A 24606-nucleotide genomic window follows, 5' to 3' on the forward strand; every position below is an offset into this window, starting at 1 on the left:
CACGTTTTGGCGCGTCGCAAACAGACAAGACCTGACTTATCGGTCACGCCATTGTCCGCCGCGCTACCGTCCGTCCCCGCGCTTGCGGTGACATCCGCCGTGCAAGCGGCGCAGCCCAGTTACCACAAGTGCTACCGATCTGCTCACAGCCCACTGTGGCGGGTGCCTGGGGCCGTTGATGGCACTTTCAAACCAGCCCCGACAGGCCCCTTGAATAGACAGGTCAGCATGTCGTTTTCAGGATTTATTGAACGCGCATTCAAATTTAGGCATGGCAATTGCTCTGTCCTAATAAAGCCCCGTCTCACGCAAGAGAATGATGGGCAATAACAAGAGCCTCCGCCTGAGGCCATCACCCGCTTTGTGTGAGGAGATACCGCGATGACGACGTCCAACTCTGGGGCTCAACCCCAGAACCGTGCGCCTCAATCCATCGGCTTTTTGCTGCTGGACAATTTCACGCTGATTTCCCTGGCGTCCGCGGTGGAACCGCTACGCATGGCCAACCAGCTGTCCGGTCGCGAGTTGTATCGCTGGACCACCCTGACCGTCGATGGCGGGCAGGTCTGGGCCAGTGACGGTCTGCAGATCACGCCTGACGCCTCCATGCACAAAGCGCCGGCCCTCGACACCGTCATCGTCTGCGGCGGCATCGGCATCCAGCGCACCGTTACCCGTGAGCATGTCTCCTGGCTGCAAAGCCAGGCCCGGCAGTCCCGTCGCCTCGGCGCGGTCTGCACCGGCAGTTGGGCCCTGGCCTGTGCCGGCCTGCTGGACGGTTTCGATTGCAGCGTGCACTGGGAATGCCTGGCAGCCATGCAGGAAGCCTTCCCGCGGGTGTCGATGAGCACGCGCCTGTTCACCCTCGACCGCAATCGCTTCACCAGTTCTGGCGGCACCGCGCCGCTGGACATGATGCTGCACTTGATCAGCCGCGATCACGGTCGCGAACTGTCGGCAGCGATCTCGGAAATGTTTGTCTATGAGCGCATCCGCAACGAGCAGGATCACCAGCGCGTGCCGCTCAAGCACATGCTCGGCACCAACCAGCCGAAGTTGCAGGAAATCGTCGCACTGATGGAGGCCAACCTCGAAGAGCCGATCGACCTGGACGAACTGGCGGTGTATGTCGCCGTGTCCCGACGTCAGCTCGAGCGGCTGTTCCAGAAGTACCTGCACTGTTCGCCGTCGCGCTATTACCTCAAGCTGAGGCTGATCCGCGCGCGGCAGTTGCTCAAGCAGACGCCGATGTCGATTATCGAGGTGGCCTCGGTGTGCGGCTTCGTCTCCACCCCGCACTTTTCCAAGTGCTACCGCGAATACTTCGGCATTCCGCCGCGTGACGAACGCGTCGGTTCCAACACTACGCAGCAGGTAGCGATGATGCCGTTGCCGCAGGCCCTGGTGCTGTCGCCATTATCCGGCCCGCTGTCGGCTTTGAGCCAGGCGCGCAATGAGTCGACGTTTGCCAGTGTGAGGCTCTAAGACCTCAGCGCTTTCATCGCGAGCAGGCTCGCTCCCACAGGATTTGTGAACGACACAGAACCTGTGGGAGCGAGCTTGCTCGCGATTGGTTTTGTCAGCCACTATGGTTCTGCTGGTATTCGGTCAGCGCTGGCAGCAGTTGCTTGTCGATCGCCTGACGCACCGCCGGCAGGATGGTCGCGCTGCTGGTGTACATGTCCTTGACCATGCGCCGCAGTTCATTGGCGCGCGCCCGGTCCAGGCCGCGCACCGCGCATTCACAAGCCTGCTCGGCGGTCGCACCGCTGGGTATCTGCAGCCCCAGGGCCTTGAGTTGGCCCAGCAGGTCTTCCTGGTCGATCAAATCGGCGTACATCATGACGCTTTTCCTTGTTCAGGGATTGGGGTCGTGACTGGATTCTGGTAGCCGTCCGGAGCTGCGGCAAGGGCAAATTGTCGATCTGGCCTGAATGACTATGAGCGGGTCGTTTTCGGCTAACTCGCCTGCCTCGGGAGTGGGCACACTGGTCCCAAGCTGAATCACGATGGTTTGGTCACCCTCGCGCAACGGCTCCTCCAGTAACGCTCCTGCCCCGATCCTGTCACGGCTTGATCGGGGATTTTTTGTCTGTGTGAATCAGCGGGAAATGAGTTGTCTGATCGGGTGCTTTCGCGAGCAGGCTCGCTCCCACATTAGATTTTGTGATCGACACAGAACCCCTGTGGGAGCGAGCCTGCTCGCGAAGAACGATGACGCGGTCTAACGCTGCAACACCAGAATCCGCGACAGCAACTCATCCCGATCGACATAACACCCCTGGAAGTGTCGCGCCCCGGAGGCTGGGTCGAACGCATTGCGCGCGTGGAGGGTGCGACGGTTGTCGAAGCACCAGAGCTGGCCGGGTTCAAGCCTCTGTACCAGGCGAAACCGAGGCTCGCGGGTCAGGGCAATGAAGCGGCGATAGGCTTGATAGAGCCTGGGCATCTGCTCCACTGACGTATCGAACGGTCCGCGCAAGAAATTCGCCATGCGGATCTCCGAGACCTGCCCCAGCGTATCCAGGGCGATGATCGGCGCCAGGCAGCGGTAGTCGCTGTGGCGATCCTTGTTGCGAAATTCCACCGGGATCTGGCACAGCGCGTCGAAGGCTTCGGCGTCTTCCCGGCGCAGCGCCTGGGCGATGGCGAAACCGTCGACGAAGATGCTCTCGCCACCGTCGGCGTCGTTCACCAGGCAATGCAGGAACTGCAAACCGGGCTGCAGCTCTCGTGTTGGCAGGTCGCTGTGCAGCGGCAGATTGAAGGCGGTATAGGCGTTGCTGTCGGCATCGGCCTTGGACTGCACGTTGAACAGCACGCCGAAATTGCTTTCGCGAATAAAGGAAATGCGCTGGGCAATCAGTTTCAGCGAGTCGGGTTCGGTGGGGACGTCCCGTACCTGGGTCAGGCCGATGTCGCGTACTGCCAGTAGCCATTTCAGCAAGGTGTCGGAGTCCTCCATCAGGGCCTGGTATTCGAACACTGGCAGTGACAGATCGTGCTGCCACAGTTGGCGTTGTGGTTTGCCCGCCAGTCGCTCGGCCCTGGATTGATCGTCATAGGCATGGGCGCGCAACCAACCCGGGTCGAAAAGGCTCTGATGGCCGTCCTGCCAAACCACGTGTAAGCAGCCCGCGCCGTCGATGTCGATTTCGCCGGGCGTCAGGTCTTCCGGGACGTCGACGATCTCCAGGACCTGCTCGCGGGTGACGCTGTAGACACACTGCGCGCAGGGGCAGTTGTCCCGCAGCCATTGATGGTGAAACGGGCTGATCCGACCGTCAGCCCACGTGACGTGGACCCGGTCAGCCAAGGGGGTTACAGCGCTCAATGCCTGGACAAGAGGGTAGCGTCGGAAGTCGGCAATAGCGGCGGCGATGTTCATGGCGGTCTCCTGTTCGAGACTTATCGGGCGGGCGGCAAGGCGATGACGCGGCCAATGCAGGTCGGAGCCGGCAGGTCGGATTGTTCGTCGATCAGGGCTTTGAGTCGGCCCAGGGTCTGCTCGGTGAAAGGCGCTGAGCGCGGGCCCGCCAGGTCGACGTGCAGCAGCATCTGCTCATTGCCGGCCAGCTCTTTGTCTCCGCCCACCAGGTGCAGGCTGTGGTAGAGGTGCAGGCGTTTGGCGTCGTGGCCGATGATTTGTGTGTGCACCTCTACCTCGGCCCCGAGCTTCACTTCGTGGAAGTAGTTCAGATGCAGTTCGAGGGTGAACAGAGAATGGCCGCTGGCTTCGCGGTTCTGGCTGTCGAGGCCGAGCTGGTCCATCAGCGCGTCGGTCGCGTAGCTGAAGATCAGCAGGTAGAAGGCATCGCGCAAGTGACCGTTGTAGTCGACCCATTCAGGGAGGATGCGGGTCTGGTAGGTGGTGAGAGCGGGCATGAGGGTGGGTTCCGATTGTTGTGGCGATTGGGAGGCCGCCATCGCGAGCAAGCTCGCTCCCACAGGTTTTGTAAACGACACAGAGCCAATGTGGGAGCGAGCTTGCTCGCGATGGGGCCAGACCTGCTGACCCAAAAAACCAAGGTTTACTCGGCGAAGGCCATTCCATGCTTTTCCTTGGTGGCCTTCACCGCCTCCAGCACCGCCATCAGGCAATCATCACGATAGCGCTCCAGCGCCGAAATGCTGTGGCGCCCCAGTTGCTCGCTCGTCCCGTCCACCACATTGTCGATCAGTTTCTCGGTCAGCTCCGGCGCCGGCAGGTAGGTCCACGGCAATTGCAGCGCCGGGCCGAACTGGGCCATGAAATGGCGCATCCCGGCATCGCCGCCGGCCAGGGTGTAGGTCAGGAAAGTGCCCATGAACGACCAGCGCAGGCCGGCGCCAAAACGAATGGCATCGTCGATTTCGCCGGTGGTCGCCACGCCGTCGTTGACCAGGTGCAGGGCCTCGCGCCACAGCGCCTCGAGCAGGCGATCGGCGATGAAACCGGGGACTTCCTTGCGCACGTGCAGCGGGCGCATGCCAAGGGATTCGTAGACCTGCATCGCCGCTTGCACGGCTTCAGGCGCGGTGTGCTTGCCACCGACCACCTCCACCAGGGGCAGCAGGTAGACCGGGTTGAACGGATGGCCGACCACGCAGCGCTCCGGATGAGTGGAGTTTGCATAAAACTCGCTCGGCAAAAGCCCCGAGGTGCTTGACCCGATCAGTGCATTCGGCTTGGCGGCGGCGCTGATCTGGGCGTGCAGTTCAAGCTTGAGCTCCAGCCGCTCGGGAGCGCTTTCCTGAATGAAATCGGCCTCGCGTACGCATTCCTCGACGGTCGCGACGAAGCGCAAGCGATCCTGCGATGCGCCGGGGGCCAGGCCCTGTTTTTCCAAGGCGCCCCAGGCGCTGGCGACGCGTTTGCGCAAGGCCGCTTCGGCACCCGGCGCCGGGTCCCAGGCGACCACGTCGAGGCCGTGGGCCAGGGCGCGGCTGACCCAGCCGCTGCCGATGACGCCGCTGCCCAGGGCGGCGAAGGTTTTGATGTTGGTGATGAAGCTCATGGTGGTTTCCTGAAAAGGGTGAGGATCCCCTGTGGGAGCGAGCTTGCTCGCGATGGCGGCGGTGCATCTGACGCATCTTTGACGGTCGGACTATCGCTATCGCGAGCAAGCTCGCTCCCACAGGGAAGACGGTGGAGATTTGGTTAGCCGCGTTGGGTCAGGCCCATTTTCTTGCGGCCCTCAGCCGGCGTAAGCACACGCGCCCCGAGGCGGCTGAGGATTTCGCCGGCACGCTCCACCAGTTGTCCATTAGTGGCGAGCACGCCTTTGTCCAGCCAGAGGTTGTCTTCCAGCCCGACCCGCACGTTGCCGCCCAGCAATACGGCCTGTGCCGCCATCGGCATTTGCATGCGGCCGATACCGAAGCCGGCCCACACCGCGTCGGCGGGCAGGTTGTCGACCATCGCCTTCATGGTGGTGGTATCCGCCGGCGCGCCCCACGGGATACCCAGGCAGAGCTGGAACAATGGGTTGTCCAACAGGCCTTCCTTGATCATCTGCTTGGCGAACCACAGGTGCCCGGTGTCGAAGATCTCCAGCTCGGCCTTGACCCCCAGCTCGGTGATGCGCTTGGCGCCGGCCCGCAGTTGCGCCGGGGTGGAGACGTAAATGGTGTCGCCGTCGCCGAAGTTCAGGGTGCCGCAATCCAGCGTGCAGATTTCCGGCAACAGCTCCTCGACGTGGGCCAGGCGGGTCAGTGGGCCCACCAGATCGGTGTTGGGGCCGAACTCCATGGGTTTTTCGCCGCTACCGATTTCCAGGTCGCCGCCCATGCCGGCGGTGAGGTTGACGATGATGTCGACGTCGGCCTCGCGGATGCGCTCCATCACTTCGCGGTACAGCGCCACGTCGCGGCTGAACTTGCCGGTCTGTGGGTCGCGCACATGGCAGTGGACCACGGTGGCGCCGGCCTTGGCCGCCTCGACGGCCGCCGCGGCGATCTGTTTCGGGGTGACCGGCACGTGCGGGCTCTTGGCGGTCGTGTCGCCAGCACCGGTGAGTGCGCAGGTGATGATGACGTCGTGGTTCATGGTGCGGATTCCTTCAGGCGTGGTGAGTCACCGCGCAGCCCTTTGGAGCTGCGCAGAGGGATAACGGTTGATCAGTTGCTGGTCAGTTTCAGGTTGTCGATGGCCGGCTTGCCGTCGAAAGTGGTCACGCCTTCGAGCCAGCGCTGCTTGTCTTGCGGGTGGTCCTTCAGCCATTGCCGGGCGGATTCCAGTGGGTCCTTGTGGTCGAGCAGCGGCTGCATCATCCGGCTCTCGTCTTCGGCGCTGAAGGTCAGGTTGCTCAGCAGGCGGCTGACGTTCGGGCATTGCTCGGCGTAGTCCGGCGCGGTAACGGTCCAGACGCTGGCCATGCCTTCGTTCGGGCCGAGGGCGTCTTCGCTGCCGGTGAGATAGGTCATCTGCACGTTGACGTTCATCGGGTGCGGCGCCCAGCCGAAGAACACCACGGCTTCCTTGCGCCGCACGGCGCGGTCCACCGCCGCGAGCATGCCGGCCTCGCTGGACTCCACCAGCTGGAACTTGCCCAGGCCAAACTGGTTCTTGGCGATCATCGCTTTGATCTGGGTGTTGGCACCGGAACCGGGCTCGATGCCGTAGATCTTGCCGCCCAGCTCTTTTTCGAATTTGGCGATATCAGCGAAGGTCTTCAGGCCCTTGTCGGCCAGGTAAGTGGGTACGGCCAGGGTGGCGCGGGCGTCCTTCAGGCTCGGCTGCTCCAGCACCTTGACCTGCTTCGCCTCGACGAACGGGGTGATGGTCTGGGTCATCAGCGGGTTCCAGTAGCCCAGGAACAGGTCCAGGCGCTGGTCGCGGATGCCGGCGAAAATGATCTGCTGGGAGGCGCTGGTCTGCTTGGTCTTGTAGCCGAGGCCATCGAGCATCACTTGGGTCAAGGCGCTGGTGGCAATGACGTCGGTCCAGTTGACCACGCCCAGGCGCACGTTCTGGCAGGCAGCGGGTTCGGCTGCGAGGGCAGTCTGGTTCAGGAGAGACGTGGCGCTGATTGCAAGAACGCAGTAGCTGATCAGGTGTTTCATTGTCAGGTTCCTCGGCAGCTTGTTGTTATGGGTTCCGGCATCTGCGCGCCGGTGATGCCAAAGTACGCAGCCGGCCCCCGCGCAAAACGCACAGCGGCGACCTGCTCTTGCACTGCAGCGACCTGTGCGCTTGAAGGACGCTTGCAAGTGGCGTATCAAGGTCCGCACGCTGCCCGTCAACCGAGTGCGCTCCATGTCCCAGGATTTTTATTTCTTGTTGATGCCGGGTTTCTCGGCCATCGGTTTCATCTCGGCCATCGAGCCCTTGCGGGTCGCCAACCGTTTTCGCGGCGAGCTGTACCGCTGGCATGTACTGAGCGCCGATGGCGGTGCGGTGCTGGCGAGCAACGGCATGTCGGTCAACGCCGACGCCGCGCTGGAGCCGCTGAAGAAGGGTGCGACGCTGTGGGTCGTGGCGGGTTTCGAACCGTTGAAATTTGCCAGCCCAGCGTTGGAGCGCTGGTTGCATCGACTGGACAATGAAGGTGTGATCCTTGGCGGTATCGACACCGGCAGCGTGGTCCTGGCCGAGGCGGGGCTACTTGATGGACACCGGTTGACGTTGCACTGGGAGGCGATCGAGGCGTTCAAGGAATCTTATCCACAGCTCGGCGTGACCCAGGAACTGTTCGAGATTGACCGCCGTCGCATCACTTGCGCCGGCGGCACCGCCTCCATCGACCTGATGCTCGACCTGATCGGCCAGGCCCACGGCCCGGAGCTGGCGATCCAGGTCAGCGAGCAATTCGTGCTCGGTCGCATTCGTCCGCGAAAGGATCACCAGCGCATGGAAATCGCCACGCGCTACGGCATCCGCAACAAGAAGCTGGTGCAGGTCATTGGCGAGATGGAGACCCATAGCGAACCGCCCTTGAGCACCCTGGCCCTGGCCGAGTCGATCAACGTGACGCGGCGTCAGCTGGAGCGCCTGTTCCGCCTGCACCTGAACGACACCCCGAGCAACTTCTACCTGCGCCTGCGCCTGGAAAAGGCCCGGCAACTGCTGCGTCAGACCGACATGAGCGTGCTGGAGGTGAGCATCGCCTGCGGGTTCGAGTCGCCGTCGTACTTCACCCGCAGCTATCGGGCACGGTTTGCCCGGTGTCCACGGGAAGATCGGCGACGGCAGGGGGATGAGCGGGAGGTGGTTTGACAGTTTTTCATGTCTGCAAGTACACCGTGGCGAGGGAGCTTGCTCCCGCTGGGCTGCGAAGCAGTCCCATGTCAGCGACTCAATCAACCTGACACACCAGGGTGCCGGGTTTCGGGGCAGCTGCGCAGCCCAGCGGGAGCAAGCTCCCTCCCCACGGGGGCTGTGTTCGGCTGAAAAAGGTCTATTTCTTCATCAGTGCCGAGCAGGCTGCCTTGTACGCCTCATGCTGATATTTGTTCAACGTCGCCGGCAGGGCGAAGTCGTGTTTCTTGCTCTGCGCGTTGATGGTCTGCGGCGACAGCAGCGTCACCTCGCAACCTTCCAGCAGCTGGAAAATACCCTCGATCTTGAAGGTGGTCGGCCCACCGGCGAATTCGCCTTTCTTGCTGCGTTTCTTGATGGCGATGCGTTCGATGCCGTTGTCCGTCACGAACGCCCGAACCTGCGCGGCGAAGGCCTTGACGTTGGCGGCTTCGTCATCGTCGTCGAGGGCGATTTTCTTGGTACTGAGCGCGACGTGGCTTAACGCCTGTTGGTCCAGCGAGGCAACGGCGATGATCGCTTCGCTGCCTTTGATTTCGATGCCGCAGATGATCATGCTCGGGCCTTGGGTTCGGGTGGTCTGGAGCGCCAGTTTACCCACCTTGAGGCTCAACGCCTTGCGAATCTATAGCTCCAGTTGATCAGCATGGATGCCAAAGGCAGAGGCAATTTTTTCTCGTGTAGCTCGGCGAGGTTTGGCCACAGATTCTTGCTGGGCAAACGCCGGTTGGGAAATACCGAGACGCTTGGCAACTTCGTCTTGGGTCAGGTTCAAATGCTCGCGCCAGGCGCGTATGGGCGTGGCGCCGTCGACGATACGGCTAACGACTTCATGGGGAATCAGATCGGGTTCCAATTTCTGCGCAACGTATTGCGCATACGGAATGACCACAAAGGCCGGATTTCCGTCTGCGTCGTTGATGATCTGAATGTCAGTAGGTACGTTCATCGCGTTTCTTGACCTCTTGAATGCTGACGACCTTGATCGCCCCGTCCCAATCGAACATGACTCGATAACTGCCAACCCGTAGACGGTACGCATAGTCATGGCCGGCAAGCGCCTTGACGTTCACCACATCAGGCATCTGGGCGAGTGCCGACACGGCGTCCCGAACCTGCACCTGATGGACCGAGTGCAATTTCAGAAGTTGTTTAACGGCCTTTCTGGTCCAGTGGATTGTGCTCATGAAAGGATATAAGTCTTTTATAAGATTTGCGAATCCTGACTTATATCTCTTCCACGACCAACGGCCGGATGGTGTCGGGATGTTGCGCCCAATTTATTCCTGCCCAATCGACTCCAAAAACTCCGACCGGTCATCGCTCACCTGGGCCATGCAGTCGTTTTCGGCGATTTTGTAGGCGTCGCTGCCAGGTTTGGCCGGGAAGGCGGCGATCGCGCAGTCGGCTTCGCGCTGCTTTTGCCACAGTTGCTGGGCGGCCTTGATCTTGGCGGTGATGTCGTTGAGCAGGGCCTTGTCGCTGGCGTAGCGGGTTTGCAGGCGTTCGTTGAGGCTTTGCAGGTTTTCGTTGAGCAGTTGTTCGGCGGCGGCTTTGCCGTAGGCCGAACAGGCCAGGGTCTGGACGTCGTTTTCAACTTCGTCGCAGGGGTTGGGTTCGGTGTCTTCGGTCGCGTGGGCGACGGTGCTGATCAGTGCCAGGGCGAAGAAAATCGATTTCATCGGTTGTCGCTCGAGTCCGGTTGAATCCAGTGGTGCAGCGGATTCTGGCGCAAGCGCCGGGTAAAGAACAGATGGGCAGGGTGGGCCTGTCGCAGCCCATTGTCGCGGATTGACGCTTTCGGCAATTCCCCTGTCGTTTTTGCACCCGGTCGCGACGGCCCTCAGGCATATGCTGGCCCCAAAGCGCCGGCACACGATTCGGCGCATGAATCGCCAACAAGGGGACTGCCTGATGAGCCCAGCCGAATTGCACGCCGACAGCATCGTTATCGACGGGCTGATCATTGCCAAGTGGAACCGTGACCTGTTCGAAGACATGCGCAAGGGCGGCCTGACCGCAGCCAACTGCACCGTGTCGGTGTGGGAAGGTTTCCAGGCCACCATCAACAACATCGTCGCCAGCCAGAAACTGATCCGCGAAAACAGCGACCTGGTGATCCCGGTGAAGACCACCGCCGACATCCGTCGCGCCAAGGAGCAGGGCAAGACCGGCATCATCTTCGGCTTCCAGAACGCCCATGCCTTCGAGGACCAGCTCGGCTATGTCGAGATCTTCAAGCAGCTGGGCGTCGGCGTGGTGCAGATGTGCTACAACACCCAGAACCTGGTGGGCACCGGCTGCTACGAGCGCGACGGCGGCCTGTCGGGCTTCGGTCGTGAAATCGTCGCCGAGATGAACCGCGTCGGCATCATGTGCGACTTGTCCCACGTTGGTTCCAAGACTTCAGAAGAAGTCATTCTCGAATCGAAGAAGCCGGTCTGCTACTCCCACTGCCTGCCGTCCGGTCTGAAAGAGCACCCACGCAACAAGTCCGATGAAGAACTGAAGTTCATCGCCGACCACGGCGGTTTCGTCGGCGTGACCATGTTCGCGCCGTTCCTGGCCAAGGGCATCGATTCGACCATCGACGACTACGCCGAAGCCATCGAATACACCATGAACATCGTTGGCGAAGACGCCATCGGCATCGGCACTGACTTCACCCAGGGCCATGGCCAGGATTTCTTCGAGATGCTGACACACGACAAGGGCTATGCCCGTCGTCTGACCAGCTTCGGCAAGATCATCAACCCCCTGGGCATCCGCACCGTGGGCGAGTTCCCGAACCTCACCGAGACGCTGCTCAAGCGCGGTCACCCGGAGCGGGTGGTGCGCAAGATCATGGGCGAGAACTGGGTGAACGTTTTGAAAGATGTCTGGGGCGAATAAACCCCGCCGCGTCACCGAATCCTTTACCTGCGGCCACTCGCGCCGCAGGCACATCACGAATTTCCGGAGTCACGTTTTCATGGCCAAGATCGCCCCGCAACTGCCTATCGAAGTCGACAGCGAAACCGGTGTCTGGACCTCCGACGCCCTGCCGATGCTGTACGTGCCGCGGCACTTCTTCGTCAACAACCACATGGGCATCGAGGAAGTGCTGGGCGCCGATGCCTACGCCGAAATCCTCTACAAGGCCGGCTACAAATCCGCCTGGCACTGGTGTGAAAAAGAAGCCGAATGTCATGGCCTGGAAGGCGTCGCGGTGTTCGAGCATTACATGAAGCGCTTGTCCCAGCGTGGCTGGGGCCTGTTCAAGATCCAGGACATCGACCTGGACAAAGGCACCGCCAGCGTCAAGCTCGAACATTCGGCGTTCGTCTACGTGTACGGCAAGGTCGGGCGCAAGGTCGACTACATGTTCACCGGCTGGTTCGCCGGCGCCATGGATCAGATTCTCGCCGCTCGCGGCAGCCAGATCCGCACCGTGGCCGAGCAGGTCTACGGCGGTTCCGAAGAAGGCCACGACGACGGCCTGTTCATCGTCAAGCCGTTGTAAGTCGAGGATCGCGCCATGGCTTTTGAAGCAATGTTCCAGCCGATCCAGATCGGCAAGCTGACCATCCGCAACCGCGTGCTCAGCACCGCGCACGCCGAGGTCTACGCCACCGACGGCGGCATGACCACCGACCGCTATGTGAAGTATTACGAAGAGAAGGCCAAGGGCGGCATCGGCCTGGCAATCTGCGGCGGCTCGTCCGTGGTTGCCATCGACAGCCCGCAGGAATGGTGGAGTTCGGTGAACCTGTCCACCGACCGCATCATCCCGCACTTCCAGAACCTGGCCGACGCCATGCACAAGCATGGCGCCAAGATCATGATCCAGATTACCCACATGGGTCGTCGCTCGCGCTGGGACGGTTTCAACTGGCCGACCCTGATGTCGCCGTCCGGCGTGCGTGAGCCGGTGCACCGTGCGACCTGCAAGACCATTGAGCCGGAAGAAATCTGGCGGGTGATCGGCAACTACGCCCAGGCCGCGCGCCGGGCCAAGGCCGGTGGCCTGGACGGCGTCGAGCTGTCCGCCGTGCACCAGCACATGATCGACCAGTTCTGGAGCCCGCGGGTCAACAAGCGCACCGACGAGTGGGGCGGCAGTTTCGAAGGCCGCATGAAGTTCGGCCTGGAAGTGTTGAAGGCCGTGCGCGCCGAAGTGGGTGACGATTTCTGCGTGGGCATGCGCCTGTGCGGCGACGAATTCCACCCGGACGGCTTGTCCCACGAGGACATGAAGCAGATCGCCAAGTACTACGACGACACCGGCATGCTCGATTTCATCGGCGTGGTGGGCTCGGGTTGCGACACCCATAACACCCTGGCCAACGTCATTCCGAACATGAGTTATCCACCGGAGCCGTTCCTGCACCTGGCCGCCGGTATCAAGGAAGTGGTCAAGGTTCCGGTGCTGCACGCGCAGAACATCAAGGACCCGAACCAGGCCACGCGGATCCTGGAAGGCGGTTACGTCGACATGGTCGGCATGACCCGCGCCCACATCGCCGATCCGCACCTGATCGCCAAGATCAAGATGGGCCAGATCGACCAGATCAAGCAGTGCGTCGGCGCCAACTACTGCATCGACCGCCAGTACCAGGGCCTGGACGTGCTGTGTATCCAGAACGCCGCGACCTCCCGTGAATACATGGGCGTGCCGCACATCATCGAGAAATCCACCGGGCCGAAACGCAAAGTCGTGGTGGTCGGTGCCGGCCCGGCCGGGATGGAAGCGGCGCGCGTGGCCGCCGAGCGTGGGCACGACGTGACGCTGTTCGAGAAGAAAGAATTCATCGGCGGACAGATCACCACCGCCTCGAAAGCCCCGCAACGGGACCAGATCGCCGGTATCACCCGCTGGTTCCAGCTGGAGCTGACGCGGCTGAAAGTCGACCTGCGCCTGGGCGTGGCGGCGGATGCGCCAACCATCATGGACTTGCGTCCGGATGTGGTGGTGCTGGCCGTCGGCGGCCACCCGAACGTCGAGCAGAACGAACACTGGGGCGCCGCCGAAGGGCTGGTGGTCAGCAGTTGGGACGTGCTCGACGGCAAGGTTGCACCGGGCAAGAACGTGCTGGTCTACGACACCATCTGCGAGTTCACCGGCATGTCGGTGGCGGACTTCCTCGCCGACAAGGGCAGCCAGGTCGAGATCGTCACCGACGACATCAAGCCAGGCGTGGCCATTGGCGGGACGTCGTTCCCGACCTACTACCGCAGCATGTACCCCAAGGAAGTGATCATGACCGGGGACATGATGCTGGAGAGGGTCTACCGCGAAGGCGACAAGCTGGTGGCGGTGCTGGAGAACGAATACACCGGTGCCAAGGAAGAGCGCGTGGTGGACCAGGTGGTGGTAGAGAACGGCGTGCGGCCGGACGAAGAAATCTACTACGCGCTGAAGGAAGGTTCGCGCAACAAGGGCCAGATCGACGTCGAAGCCCTGTTCGCGATCAAGCCGCAGCCGTGCCTCGAGCAGAGTGGCGATGGCTACCTGCTGTTCCGCATCGGCGACTGCGTGGCCCAGCGTAATACCCACGCGGCCATCTACGACGCCCTGCGGCTGTGCAAGGATTTCTAACGGCTTAACACCAACACCTGTGGCGAGGGAGCTTGCTCCCGCTGGGCTGCGAAGCGGCCCCAAATCATCAGTCGAGGAGCATCAGGTTTACACCTGGGGCTTTTTTGGGAGCGCTTCGCGCTCCAGCGGGAGCAAGCTCCCTCGCCACAAGTAGGTGCGTCGCTCTCACTGGCGCGCACATGACCCTGAGGTCTTTGGGAGCAACACCTATGTTGAACACCCTTCTTCCAATCCTGCTGTTCGCAGCTCTGGGCCTCGCGGCCCTGGGTGCCTTGCGGCGGGTGAACATGTGGCGCCGGGGCCGACCGTCGAAAGTCGACCTGATCGGTGGCCTCTTCGCCATGCCCAAGCGCTACATGGTTGACTTGCACCACGTGGTGGCGCGGGACAAATACATCGCCAATACCCACGTCGCCACGGCGGGCGGGGCGGTAGCATCGATTGTGTTGGCGATCCTGGTGCACGGTTTTGGCTTGCACAACCGCATCCTCGGTTACGCCCTGCTGCTGATGTCGGCGGTGATGTTCGTCGGTGCGATCTTCATGTACCTGCGTCGGCGCAACCCGCCAGCGCGATTGTCGAAAGGTCCTTGGATGCGCCTCCCGAAAAGCCTGCTGGCCTTCTCGGCGTCGTTTTTCCTGGTGACCCTGCCGCTGGCTGGCATCCTGCCGGAGAACTTCGGTGGTTGGCTGGTGGCGGCTGTCCTGGGGCTCGGTGTGTTGTGGGGCGTGTCGGAATTGTTCTTCGGCATGACCTGGGGCGGGCCGATGAAGCACGCCTTCGCCGGTGCCCTGCACCTGGCCTGGCACCGCCGTGCAGAACGTTTTGGTGGCGGCCGTTCCACCGGCCTCAAACCGCTGGACCTGAACGACCCCGCCGCACCGCTGGGTGTGGAGAAACCCAAGGATTTCACCTGGAACCAGTTGCTCGGCTTCGACGCCTGCGTGCAGTGCGGCAAGTGCGAAGCGGCGTGCCCGGCGTTCGCCGCCGGCCAGCCGCTGAACCCGAAAAAACTCATCCAGGACATGGTCGTCGGCCTGGCCGGCGGTACCGATGCGAAATTCGCCGGCAGTCCTTACCCAGGCAAACCCGTCGGCGAGCACGGCGGTAATCCACACCAGCCGATTGTCAACGGTCTGGTGGACGCCGAGACGCTGTGGTCCTGCACCACTTGCCGGGCGTGTGTCGAGGAGTGCCCGATGATGATCGAGCACGTCGACGCCATCGTCGACATGCGCCGGCACCTGACCCTGGAAAAGGGCGCCACGCCGAACAAGGGCGCCGAGGTGTTGGAAAACCTCATCGCCACCGACAACCCTGGCGGCTTCGCTCCGGGCGGGCGGATGAACTGGGCGGCGGACTTGAACCTGAATCTGCTCAGCGAGAAAAAATCCACCGACGTGCTGTTCTGGGTCGGCGACGGTGCCTTCGACATGCGTAACCAGCGCACCTTGCGCGCCTTCGTCAAAGTCCTCAAGGCGGCGAAAATCGACTTCGCCGTGCTCGGCCTCGAAGAACGCGACAGCGGCGACGTGGCCCGGCGCCTCGGTGATGAAGCGACGTTCCAGCTGTTGGCCAAGCGCAACATCCAGACCCTGGCCAGATACCGCTTCAACCGCATCGTCACTTGCGACCCCCACAGCTTCCACGTGCTGAAAAACGAGTACGGCGCCTTCGATGGCAACTATCTGGTGCAACACCACAGCACCTACCTGGCGGAAATCATCGACGCCGGCGCGCTTAATCTCGGCCAGCACAAGGGCGACAGCGTGACTTATCACGACCCGTGCTACCTGGGCCGCTACAACGGCGAGTACGAGGCGCCGCGCCAAGTGCTGCGTGCGCTGGGCATCCAGGTCAAGGAAATGCAGCGTTCCGGTTTCCGTTCGCGTTGCTGCGGCGGTGGCGGCGGCGCGCCGATCACCGACATCCCGGGCAAGCAGCGCATCCCGGACATGCGCATGGACGATATCCGCGAAACCGGCGCCGAACTGGTGGCCGTGGGTTGTCCACAGTGCACCGCGATGCTGGAGGGCGTGGTCGAACCACGACCGATGATCAAGGACATTGCCGAACTGGTGGCCGATGCGCTGCTCGAGGATACGACCCCGAGCAAGCCCGTGGCTCCGGCCAAACGTGAACCTGCGGAGGTGCATTGATGAGCGACATCATCCGCCGCGACCCTCGCGCCGAGTGGATCGCCCGTAACCGGCTGCACCCGCTGCACGCGGCCATGCAACCGGTGCAGCACAGCTGGATGGGCCCTAACGGCGTCATTCGCAAGAACGTCCATGGGGTCGGCTTCATCGGCCCCAACGGCATCAAGCGCATCGACCGCAGCGGCGCCCAGCAGGGTGGCGCGACCAAGCGCACTGCGGCCACTGAAGTGCAACTGCCGCTGCATCAGGTGCCGCAACCGGCGTTCTACATCAGTGTGGTCCCGGACATGGTCGGCGGCCGTCTCAGCAGTCACGACCGCGACCTGTTGGGCCTCGCCCATCAATTGGCGGGCGCGGACGGCGCGGTCCTGGCGGTGGTCTTTGGCGAGCATAAAGAGAATGCCTTTGCCACGGCGGGCGTGGACCGCTTGCTGGTGCTTGAGGGCGAGGAATTCAGCGGTTATGCACCGGAACAACGGGTCCAAGGCCTGCGGGCTGTGGATAACCAGTTCAGCCCACGCCATTGGCTGTTGCCTGACAGCCGCAGCGGCGGTGGTGAACTGGGCCGACGCTTCGCCGCAGCTTTGGGCGAACGCCCGGCCACGCGTGTCTGGCAGGTCAAGGGCGAAGAGTGCATCGGCCGTGCCGGTGCTGGCCTGCAAGACCTGGCCCGACCATTGGCGCGACTGATCCTGGCAGCGGCCGAATGCGCCGAGCCGGTTAGCGAGACCCGCCACGAGGCGTTGCCGGTGGAGTTATCCACAAGCGTGGCGCGCAGCTTGTCGCGGATCGAGGATCTTGGTGCGGTGGCAGTGGATCCGGGCGCGATCCCGATGGCTGAGGCCGAATTCATTTTCTCCGGCGGCAACGGCGTCAAGGACTGGGAGCTTTTCCACAGAACCGCGGCGGCCTTGGGCGCGACCGAAGGCGCTTCGCGGGTGGCGGTGGACGACGGTTTCATGGCCCGCGATCGCCAAGTGGGCGCCAGCGGCACCTGGGTCACCGCACGGGTCTACGTGGCCGTGGGGATTTCCGGGGCGATCCAGCACCTGCAGGGCATCGGTGCCTGCGACAAGGTGGTGGCGATCAACCTTGATCCGGGCTGCGACATGATCAAGCGCGCGGACTTGTCGGTGATCGGCGACAGCGCGGCGATTCTCCAGGCCCTGATCGCGGCGGTAGAGGCTTACCGCAACGAAGCCAGGCGCGATGCGGCTTAAGCTAAGGAAATGTTCATGAGTACCCAAGTGATCAGCCTCGTCTCCATCGGCGCCCACCCGACTTCTGGTCGGCCCCGACGCGCCGAACAGGACGCCCGCGCCGTGGAGCTGGGCCTGCAACTGGCCGGCAATGAACTGCAAGTGCTGCATGCCGGCGACGTGGCCGAACCGGCACTGCGCGCCTACCTGGGCATGGGCCTGGATGAGCTTCACGTGTTGAATAATCCGGAGGGCGCCGATGCGCTGCCGGCGTTGACCGAGTATCTGAGAGACGCTGGCGCCCAAGTGGTGCTCACCGGCAGCCAGGCGGAAACCGGTGAAGGCTCGGGCATGCTGCCATTTCTGTTGGCGGAAAATCTCGGTTGGCCGTTGGTGGTGGGATTGGCCCAGGTCGAATCCATCGACAACGGCGTGGCCCTGGTGCTGCAAGCCTTGCCCCGCGGTCAGCGCCGTCGGCTCAAGGTGCGCCTGCCGTTTCTGGCCACTGTGGATAACGCCGCGCCGAAACCACGGCAGAGCGCCTATGGCCCGGCGCGGCGTGGAGCGTTGCAGGCGGAAGAAGTCGAAGTGGTCGACGATAGGCTGCTGGCGGTGGCAACCCTGCAACCGGCCAAGCCACGGCCCAAGCGCCTGAAGGTCATCAAGGCCAAGAGCGGCGCCGACCGCATGAAAGCCGCCACGGCCAAGGCCAGCGGCGGAGGTGGGCAGGTGCTCAAGGGCTTGAGCCCGGAGGCGGGGGCCGAGGCGATTTTGAAGCTGTTGGTGGAGGAGGGGGTGGTTCGCTAATCCCAGGAACGCCCAGGTTCCCTGTGGGAGCGAGCTTGCTCGCGATAGCGGTCTGTCAGTTAGCGATGATGGTGCTGATGGTCCGCCATCGCGAGCAAGCTCGCTCCCACAAGGGCCGGCGATGCACCTGAGTATTGTGCCTGCCGAAGTTTCACGGTTACCCACAATCCCTGTGTGTCCGGCTGTGGATAACCTGTTTGCCCCTCGCTGCAACCCATGTAAATCGCTCTCTGTAGACCTTCGCTCAAAAAACAACCAGCGTAACTTGCGGTTTCTATTGGCTTTTGTCTGCGAGCAACGCAGCATTCCAAGCCAGACTTGCCCCCAATCTCTGTTGGCGCTTCTGTGGATAAGATGTTCGCTCAACGCTGCAACCCATGCAGTACGGGGCTTCCAGTGAGTTGATCGATTAATGATCAATCATGGGCTACAAATAGAAAAACCACCGCAGTAACACCGGGTTGGTGGGTGCTCAGCCTGTTTTCCACAAAATCGTCAAATTACCCCCAAACGCTGTTGGCGCTTCTGTGGATAACATGTTCGCTCTGTCCTCCAGGCCACGCTGTGTGGGGCTTACGGCGTATTGATCAAAAACTGGTCAATCAGTCATGAAACTCCTGTTTGCAAATAAGTCACGGATTTTCTTCACATTAGCCCTGAAAAAATCCAGATCACCTCGGCACTTGTCCCCATTAGCTGTGGGTTGCCATGTGGATAACTTGTTCGTCGAACGCTACAGGTCACGGCGGGCTTAGCGCGGAACGCGATAGATCAAATTTCATACAGTTCTAAGGAACCGCCTTGACGTTTGGGTGTCGCCTGTCTTCACTCATGGCACAAGGACAGCGCGACTTTATCCATGCCGGTTCAGGGAGAACGCATGATGGATAGCAAGCCCCCCAATTTGTATCCCGCTTCAACCCCGACGTGCATCCCCACCCCTATGACCTCGTTACCCCGGCGCAACGGTCGGCGTGCCGCCAATCAGCGTGCGCGCCTATAGCGCCTGAGGTTCCCTCCCATCAACACCGTTGACTGCCGCTCCAACCCATACGGGATAGCGGCCAGGCGTTCGTGCGCCTTGAAACTACAGGCAACCGCAGAGTTGCCCCTTCTGCCTGAGAGGACTTGAACATGACACGGATATCGACCCCCATCAGTGAAATCAAGGAACACTACGACGTGATCGTCATCGGTTCCGGCTACGGCGGCGGCATTGCTGCGTCGCGCCTGTCCCGGGCCGGGCGCAAGGTCTGCCTGCTGGAACGTGGCCGGGAAATCCAGCCGGGCGAATACCCCAATACGTTGCTCGCTGCCACCGAGGAGTTGCAGGTGCACGATCCCGACGGCCACATCGGTTCGCGCACCGGGCTGTTCGACCTGCACGTCAACGCCCAGCAGAACGTGGTGGTCGGGTGTGGCCTGGGCGGCACGTCGCTGATCAACGCCAACGTCGCCCTGGAAGCCGAGCCCGGCGTGTTCGAGGATCCGCGCTGGCCGCTGGCCGCTGGCGATGCGCGAGCACCGCGACACATTGCTCCAGGACGGCTACGCGCGGGCTCGGGAAATGCTCAAGCCCAACCCGTATCCGGCGTCCTCGCCGAACCTGCCCAAGCTCGACGCCCATAAGAAGTCCGCTGACTACCTCAAGCAGGGCGCACATTTCTACAAGCCGCCGATCAACGTGACTTTCGACAAGTTGCCGAACAACCTCAACCACGTCGGCGTCGAGCAGTTGCCGTGCAATGGCTGTGGCGACTGCGTCTCGGGCTGTAACAACAAGGCCAAGAACACCACGCTGATGAATTATCTGCCGGACGCCTGGAACCATGGCACGGAGATTTTCTGCCAGGCTGAGGTGCGGCACCTGGAGCGCGATGGCGACGGCTGGATCGTGCATTTCCAGTACCTGGACAGTGGTCGCGAAATGTTCTCGGCGCCAACGCTGTTCGTGCGCGCCGATATCGTCGTGGTGTCCGCCGGCACCCTGGGCTCCACCGAGATCATGTTGCGCTCGCGAGACAAGGGCCTGTCGATGTCTCCCCAGTTGGGCGAGAACATGAGTGGCAACGGTGACATCCTCGGCTTCGGCCACAACTGCGACCAGGTCATCAACGGCATCGGTTTTGGCGCTCATTCGGCCAAGGAGTTGGAGCCGGTGGGGCCGTGCATCACCTCGGTGATCGACATGCGCACCGAAGGCGACTGGCGCAGCCGCATGGTCATCGAAGAAGGTTCGATCCCCGGTGCCCTTGGCCGGGCCATGGTGCCGAGCATGGCGGCGTTCGCCGAGATGATCGGCGTGCCCACCGACACCGGCTTTGGTGCCGCCCTCAGGTACAAGGGGCGCGAAGCCGAAAGCTTCCTGCGCGGGCCGTACTACGGCGCGCTGCATAACATGCAGACCTACCTGATCATGAGCCATGACAACGGCAAGGGCCGCATGGTCCTCGATAACAAGGACCAGCTGCGCATCGACTGGTCCGGTGTCGGCGAGCAGGAAAACGTTACCCTCGGCAATGAGCGTCTGCACCAGAGCACCAAGGCCTTGGGCGGGATCTGGGTCGAAAACCCGATCTGGACCAAACTGCTCAAGCACAGCATTGTCTCGGTCCATCCACTGGGCGGTTGCGTGATGGGTGAGGACGCCGCCCAGGGCGTGGTCAATCACAAGGGGCAGGTGTTCAGTGGAGCCAGCGGCACCGACGTCTATCCCGGTCTTTACGTGACGGACGGCTCGGTGATTCCGACGTCCCTGGCGGTCAATCCGCTGCTGACCATTTCAGCGGTGAGTGAACGCAACATGGGCCTGCTGGCGTCCGATCGCGGTTGGCTGATCGACTACACGCTGCCGTCGGCCCCGCGCAAACCAGTGGCGGCGCCGACCCTCGGTGTGCAGTTCACCGAAACCATGAAGGGTTATTTTTCCAGCGCCTTCACCCAACCCCAGGGCACCGACCTGCCGCTTTACGAGGAAGCTGCCAAGCGCGGCAAGGCGGACAACTCGCCCATCGAATTTACGCTGACCATCACTGCTGCCGACCTTGATCGTTTGATCAAGGAGCCGGAGCACGCTGCGACCCTGGTGGGTACCCTCGATGCCCCCCTGCTGTCGGCGAAGCCGTTGGTCGCCAGCAACGGCGTGTTCAACCTGTTCGAGCAGTATCAGGATCAGGTCGGCGTGCGGCACATGAACTACGACATGAAACTGACCGCCGAAGACGGCAGCGACTATTTCTTCAGTGCGTTCAAGACTGTGCCGGAGGACAACGGCGTGCTGAACATCTGGCACGACACCAGCACCCTTTACGTCACGCTCTATCGCGGGCCGGACAAGAGCGGCGTGGTGCTCGGATCGGGGGTGATGCACATCCTCCCGGCTGATTTCGCCAAGCAGATGACCACCATGAAAGTGCTCAACGCTCGCAACGAGCGTGAGCGGGTGGAGGCGCTTGCGCGATTCGGCAAGTTTTTCGCAGGCATCCTGTGGGAGAGCTACGGCGGGGTGTTCGCCGGCGATGTCTACTTCAATCCGGACGCGCCGTCGCGCTTGAAACGGCCGCTGGATGCACCGGCCCCGGTGGTGCATTTCTTCCAGACCGAAGACCACGTCGAGCTGCGCCTGACGCGCTACCAGGCAGGCAGCAAGGGCCCGGTGATGCTGGTCCATGGCCTGGGCGTGGGCTCGAATATCTTTTCCACCGACACCATCCACACCAACCTGTTGGAGTACCTGTGCAAGCACGAGTATGACGTCTGGCTGCTGGATCTGCGGGTGAGTATCCTGCTGCCGGCGAGCAAAAACGAATGGAACGGCGACCAGGTGGCCCAGTACGACTTTAAGGCCGCCATCGAGCAGATCCAACAGGCGACCCTGGCCCGTGACGTGCAATGCGTGGTGCATTGCTACGGCGCGACGACGTTCTTCATGTCGATGCTGGCGGGCTTGCAGGGCGTGCGCTCGGTGGTCTGCTCGCAGATCGCCGCCGACACGGTGGTCGCCACCGCCACCGGGTTGAAGGCCGGTTTGCATTTGCCGGGGATGCTCGATGCCATCGGCATCAAGTCCATGACGGCCTATGCCGACACTAAGGAAAGCTGGTTCAACAAACTCTACGACAAGGCCCTCAACGGCTACGCCCGGATCGAGGCCCAGGGCTACTGCACCAATCCGGTCTGCCACCGCATCACGTTCATGTATGCGTCGCTGTACCGCCACGACACCCTCAATGAAACCCTGCACGACAATCTGCATGAATTGTTCGGCGAGTCGAACATCCAGACCTTCGAGCACCTGGCGCTGATCGTGCGCAAGGGGCACCTGGTGGACTTCAACGGCAACGACGTCTACATGCCGCATTTCGATCGGTTGAAGTTGCCGATCTGCTTCATCAGCGGCGCCGACAACCAGTGCTACTTGCCGCAGAGCACCCTCAAGACCTACGAACGGTTGTGCGAGATGCACGGTCCGCAGTTGTTCAGCCGTCATGAGGTCCCCGGCTACGGCCACATCGACTGCATGTTCGGCAAGGACGCGGTGGTGGATGTGTATCCGATCATCCTCGGGCACCTGGAGAAGACGGCGCTCGGTTGAAGTATGACTATCCCGTGGCGAGGGAGCTTGCTCCCGCTCGGCTGCGAAGCAGTCGTCGCTTTTTGAAGTCTTGGGGGCCGCTACGCGGCCCAGCGGGAGCAAGCTCCCTCGCCACATGGGTTTTGTGGTGAGTCAGGAATAGGAAAAGGATGCCATGAACACTTGTATCCGCTGGTTCCAACGCATCATCTGGATCGGAATCGTCATGAACATGGTCTTCGCGATCCCGGCGCTGTTCGCGCCGGCGTTGCTGACCTCCATGCTTGGCCTGCCGCCGGTGCTGTCCGATCCCTGGTTGGAAAACGCCGGCATGTTGCTGGTGGGGATCAGCCTGTTCTACATGCCTTCGGGGTTCAACGCGCCGCGTTTCGTGGTGCATTCGTGGTTATGCGTGCTGTCGCGTCTGGTGGCGGTGCTGTTCTGGATCTACCTGATCAACACCAACAACCAGGGCCAACTGTTCGTGCCAATGTTGATGGGCGACCTGAGCATGTTCCTGATCCTGGGCGTGCTGTTGTATCTGGGCAGCCCGGCGGCCAATCGTCCGCTGGCCTTGCTCCGGGCCGGTTGGCGCGAATGGTGTGAAGGCTGGGCACATCGCTGGCAAAGCCATGGCTTCAAGGTAGGCGCGCTGATTGTGCTGCTGGTGCTTGGCTTCGTCGGCTACCAGACCTGGTATCAGATGATCCGCGAGGTGCCGCAGCCGGACTTCGCCTCCGACGAAGATCATTACAAATACGCCGCCATCGGCCTGGGCATCGAAGCGCGGATTCCCTACTACCTGTTCGCCGTGCTGCCACAGATGTGCCCGGAAAAACTGCCCAAGCCAGGCGGTTATGAGGTGTTCGGCTTCCTCTATGAAAACGGCAACGACTTGCCCATCGGCATGGCCAAGCGGCAGCTCGGTTACCCCACGGTGGAGCCCAACTGCGCGCTGTGCCACACCGGTTCCTACCGGGCCAATGCCACTGACGTAGCGGTGCCGGTCGCCGCCGCGCCGGCCAATACCCTGCAATTGCAAGCCTTCCAGTGGTTCGCCTACGAGTGTGCCAGCGATCCGAAATTCACCCCGGACGCGGTGATGGCGGCGATCAACGGCAAGTTCCAGCTGGGGTTCTTCGAAAAGCTCTATAACCGCTACCTGATCATTCCGATGGCCAAGAGTGCGCTGCTCAAGCAGAAACAGGCGTACGCCTGGCAGAAGCTGCGTCCGGCCCAGGGACCGGGGCGGACCGACACGTTCAACCCGACCAAGATGGTGGTCTTCGGCTTCCCGGATGACTCCACCATTGGCACCGTGGACTTGCCGCAGGTGTGGAACCAGAAACCCCGCGAGTCCATGTACCTGCACTGGGACGGCAATAACAACAAGATCCACGAACGCAACTACGCCGCCGCCATGGCCGTGGGCGCGACGCCGGAATCGGTGCTGCCGCCGAGCTTCAACCGGGTGACCAACTGGTTGCTGGGCCACAAGCCACCGGCCTGGCCGTTCACCCTGGATCAGGCGAAAGTCGCCCAGGGCAAACCGATCTGGGAGCAGAACTGTGCCGGTTGCCACGACTTCGGCCGCAGCGACACCGGCCAGGTCACCACCAACATCGACCAGTTGGGCACCGATCCCCATCGGCTGGATTCCTTCACCACCGGGCTGGTGGCGGCGTTCCATGGTTTCAAGAAACCGCCGTTCGACTTTGGCGCCTACCGCAAGACGCAGAGCTACAGCAACACGCCCACCGACGGCATCTGGCTGCGGGCGCCGTACTTGCATAACGGTTCGGTGCCGACCCTGTGGGATCTGCTGCAAGCGCCAGAACAGCGTCCACAAGTGTTCTACACCGGCTCGGATATCTACGACCCGCAGAAGGTTGGCTTCGTCACCAGCGGCGCGCAGATGAAGGCGTCGGCGGATTTCAAGTACGACACGCGGCTCGAAGGCAACCACAACGGCGGCCACCTGTATGGCACGCAGCTGTCGGACGTCGACAAACGGGCCCTGATCGAATTCATGAAGACCCTGTAGCCCAGGG

19 protein-coding genes and 1 pseudogene are annotated in these 24606 nt (G+C 62.1%); 10 read left to right on the forward strand and 10 right to left on the reverse strand.

The features are described from left to right. Window positions 1-381: 381 nt before the first annotated feature. Entirely contained in the window at window positions 382-1485 is a 1104-nt protein-coding gene (locus J3P94_RS02845; RefSeq protein WP_003177576.1) for a GlxA family transcriptional regulator, read from the forward strand. 94 nt (window positions 1486-1579) lie between these two features. On the opposite strand, the gene J3P94_RS02850 is transcribed toward J3P94_RS02845, so the two are convergent. The 6 genes from J3P94_RS02850 to J3P94_RS02875 form a co-directional block, all read right to left on the reverse strand. Then, window positions 1580-1843, reverse strand: coding sequence for a hypothetical protein (locus J3P94_RS02850; RefSeq protein WP_434571283.1), 264 nt, complete (start codon window positions 1841-1843; stop codon window positions 1580-1582). Window positions 1844-2224: 381 nt separating this feature from the next. Further along, a complete protein-coding gene (locus J3P94_RS02855; protein ID WP_434571284.1) occupies window positions 2225-3388 on the reverse strand; it encodes a gamma-butyrobetaine dioxygenase in 1164 nt (387 codons plus the stop codon). A gap of 20 nt (window positions 3389-3408) precedes the next feature. Beyond that, the gene (locus tag J3P94_RS02860) at window positions 3409-3885 is read right to left on the reverse strand and encodes a thioesterase family protein (RefSeq protein WP_434571285.1); all 477 of its coding nucleotides are present in this window, start codon (window positions 3883-3885) and stop codon (window positions 3409-3411) included. Between the two features lie 146 nt (window positions 3886-4031). Further along, window positions 4032-4997, reverse strand: a complete 966-nt coding sequence (locus J3P94_RS02865) for an L-carnitine dehydrogenase (protein ID WP_434571286.1) — start codon at window positions 4995-4997, stop codon at window positions 4032-4034. Between the two features lie 143 nt (window positions 4998-5140). After that, on the reverse strand, window positions 5141-6028 hold the full coding sequence (locus J3P94_RS02870; protein WP_434571287.1) for a 3-keto-5-aminohexanoate cleavage protein: 888 nt from the start codon (window positions 6026-6028) through the stop codon (window positions 5141-5143). Between the two features lie 71 nt (window positions 6029-6099). Beyond that, complete coding sequence (locus J3P94_RS02875) at window positions 6100-7044, reverse strand: choline ABC transporter substrate-binding protein (RefSeq protein ID WP_434571288.1); 945 nt, start codon at window positions 7042-7044, stop codon at window positions 6100-6102. A 193-nt stretch (window positions 7045-7237) separates the two neighbouring features. On the opposite strand from J3P94_RS02875, the gene J3P94_RS02880 reads away from it, so the two are divergent. Further along, entirely contained in the window at window positions 7238-8197 is a 960-nt protein-coding gene (locus tag J3P94_RS02880; RefSeq protein ID WP_434571289.1) for a GlxA family transcriptional regulator, read from the forward strand. A 181-nt stretch (window positions 8198-8378) separates the two neighbouring features. Here the strand turns inward: J3P94_RS02880 and J3P94_RS02885 are convergent, their stop codons facing one another. From J3P94_RS02885 to J3P94_RS02900, 4 genes are all read right to left on the reverse strand, one after another. Beyond that, window positions 8379-8795: a DUF3010 family protein gene (locus J3P94_RS02885; RefSeq protein WP_305501164.1), complete on the reverse strand. Its 417-nt coding sequence runs from the start codon at window positions 8793-8795 to the stop codon at window positions 8379-8381. A 69-nt stretch (window positions 8796-8864) separates the two neighbouring features. Next, the gene (locus tag J3P94_RS02890) at window positions 8865-9188 is read right to left on the reverse strand and encodes a helix-turn-helix domain-containing protein (protein WP_305498291.1); all 324 of its coding nucleotides are present in this window, start codon (window positions 9186-9188) and stop codon (window positions 8865-8867) included. Further along, window positions 9172-9426 carry a type II toxin-antitoxin system RelE family toxin gene (locus J3P94_RS02895; RefSeq protein ID WP_434571290.1) on the reverse strand — a complete coding sequence of 85 codons (255 nt, stop codon included), beginning with the start codon at window positions 9424-9426 and terminating at the stop codon, window positions 9172-9174. Before J3P94_RS02895 ends, J3P94_RS02890 begins: the two co-directional genes overlap by 17 nt. Before the next feature lie 93 nt (window positions 9427-9519). Beyond that, window positions 9520-9921: a lysozyme inhibitor LprI family protein gene (locus tag J3P94_RS02900; RefSeq protein WP_434571291.1), complete on the reverse strand. Its 402-nt coding sequence runs from the start codon at window positions 9919-9921 to the stop codon at window positions 9520-9522. A 232-nt stretch (window positions 9922-10153) separates the two neighbouring features. Here J3P94_RS02900 and J3P94_RS02905 point away from each other — a divergent pair, with 232 nt between their 5' ends. The 8 genes and pseudogenes from J3P94_RS02905 to J3P94_RS02940 all read left to right on the forward strand — a co-directional run bounded on the left by J3P94_RS02905 (window position 10154) and on the right by J3P94_RS02940 (window position 24599). After that, a complete protein-coding gene (locus J3P94_RS02905) occupies window positions 10154-11131 on the forward strand; it encodes a dipeptidase (protein ID WP_030139307.1) in 978 nt (325 codons plus the stop codon). A gap of 79 nt (window positions 11132-11210) precedes the next feature. Beyond that, window positions 11211-11741, forward strand: a complete 531-nt coding sequence (locus tag J3P94_RS02910; RefSeq protein ID WP_018612374.1) for a DUF5943 domain-containing protein — start codon at window positions 11211-11213, stop codon at window positions 11739-11741. 15 nt (window positions 11742-11756) lie between these two features. After that, window positions 11757-13817, forward strand: a complete 2061-nt coding sequence (gene dgcA, locus J3P94_RS02915; RefSeq protein WP_434571293.1) for a dimethylglycine demethylation protein DgcA — start codon at window positions 11757-11759, stop codon at window positions 13815-13817. 209 nt (window positions 13818-14026) lie between these two features. Next, on the forward strand, window positions 14027-15976 hold the full coding sequence (gene dgcB / locus J3P94_RS02920) for a dimethylglycine demethylation protein DgcB (RefSeq protein ID WP_434571294.1): 1950 nt from the start codon (window positions 14027-14029) through the stop codon (window positions 15974-15976). Beyond that, complete coding sequence (locus J3P94_RS02925) at window positions 15976-17196, forward strand: electron transfer flavoprotein subunit alpha/FixB family protein (RefSeq protein ID WP_434571295.1); 1221 nt, start codon at window positions 15976-15978, stop codon at window positions 17194-17196. The genes dgcB and J3P94_RS02925 overlap by 1 nt, the downstream gene beginning before the upstream one ends. A gap of 15 nt (window positions 17197-17211) precedes the next feature. Further along, on the forward strand, window positions 17212-17982 hold the full coding sequence (locus J3P94_RS02930) for an electron transfer flavoprotein subunit beta (protein ID WP_434571297.1): 771 nt from the start codon (window positions 17212-17214) through the stop codon (window positions 17980-17982). Window positions 17983-19116: 1134 nt separating this feature from the next. Further along, window positions 19117-22576 (forward strand): annotated as a pseudogene (locus tag J3P94_RS02935) (GMC oxidoreductase). Between the two features lie 154 nt (window positions 22577-22730). Continuing rightward, a complete protein-coding gene (locus J3P94_RS02940) occupies window positions 22731-24599 on the forward strand; it encodes a hypothetical protein (protein WP_434571299.1) in 1869 nt (622 codons plus the stop codon). Window positions 24600-24606 lie beyond the last annotated feature (7 nt).

The organism is Pseudomonas sp. Z3-8, from assembly GCF_051131975.1.
GTDB lineage: Bacteria > Pseudomonadota > Gammaproteobacteria > Pseudomonadales > Pseudomonadaceae > Aquipseudomonas.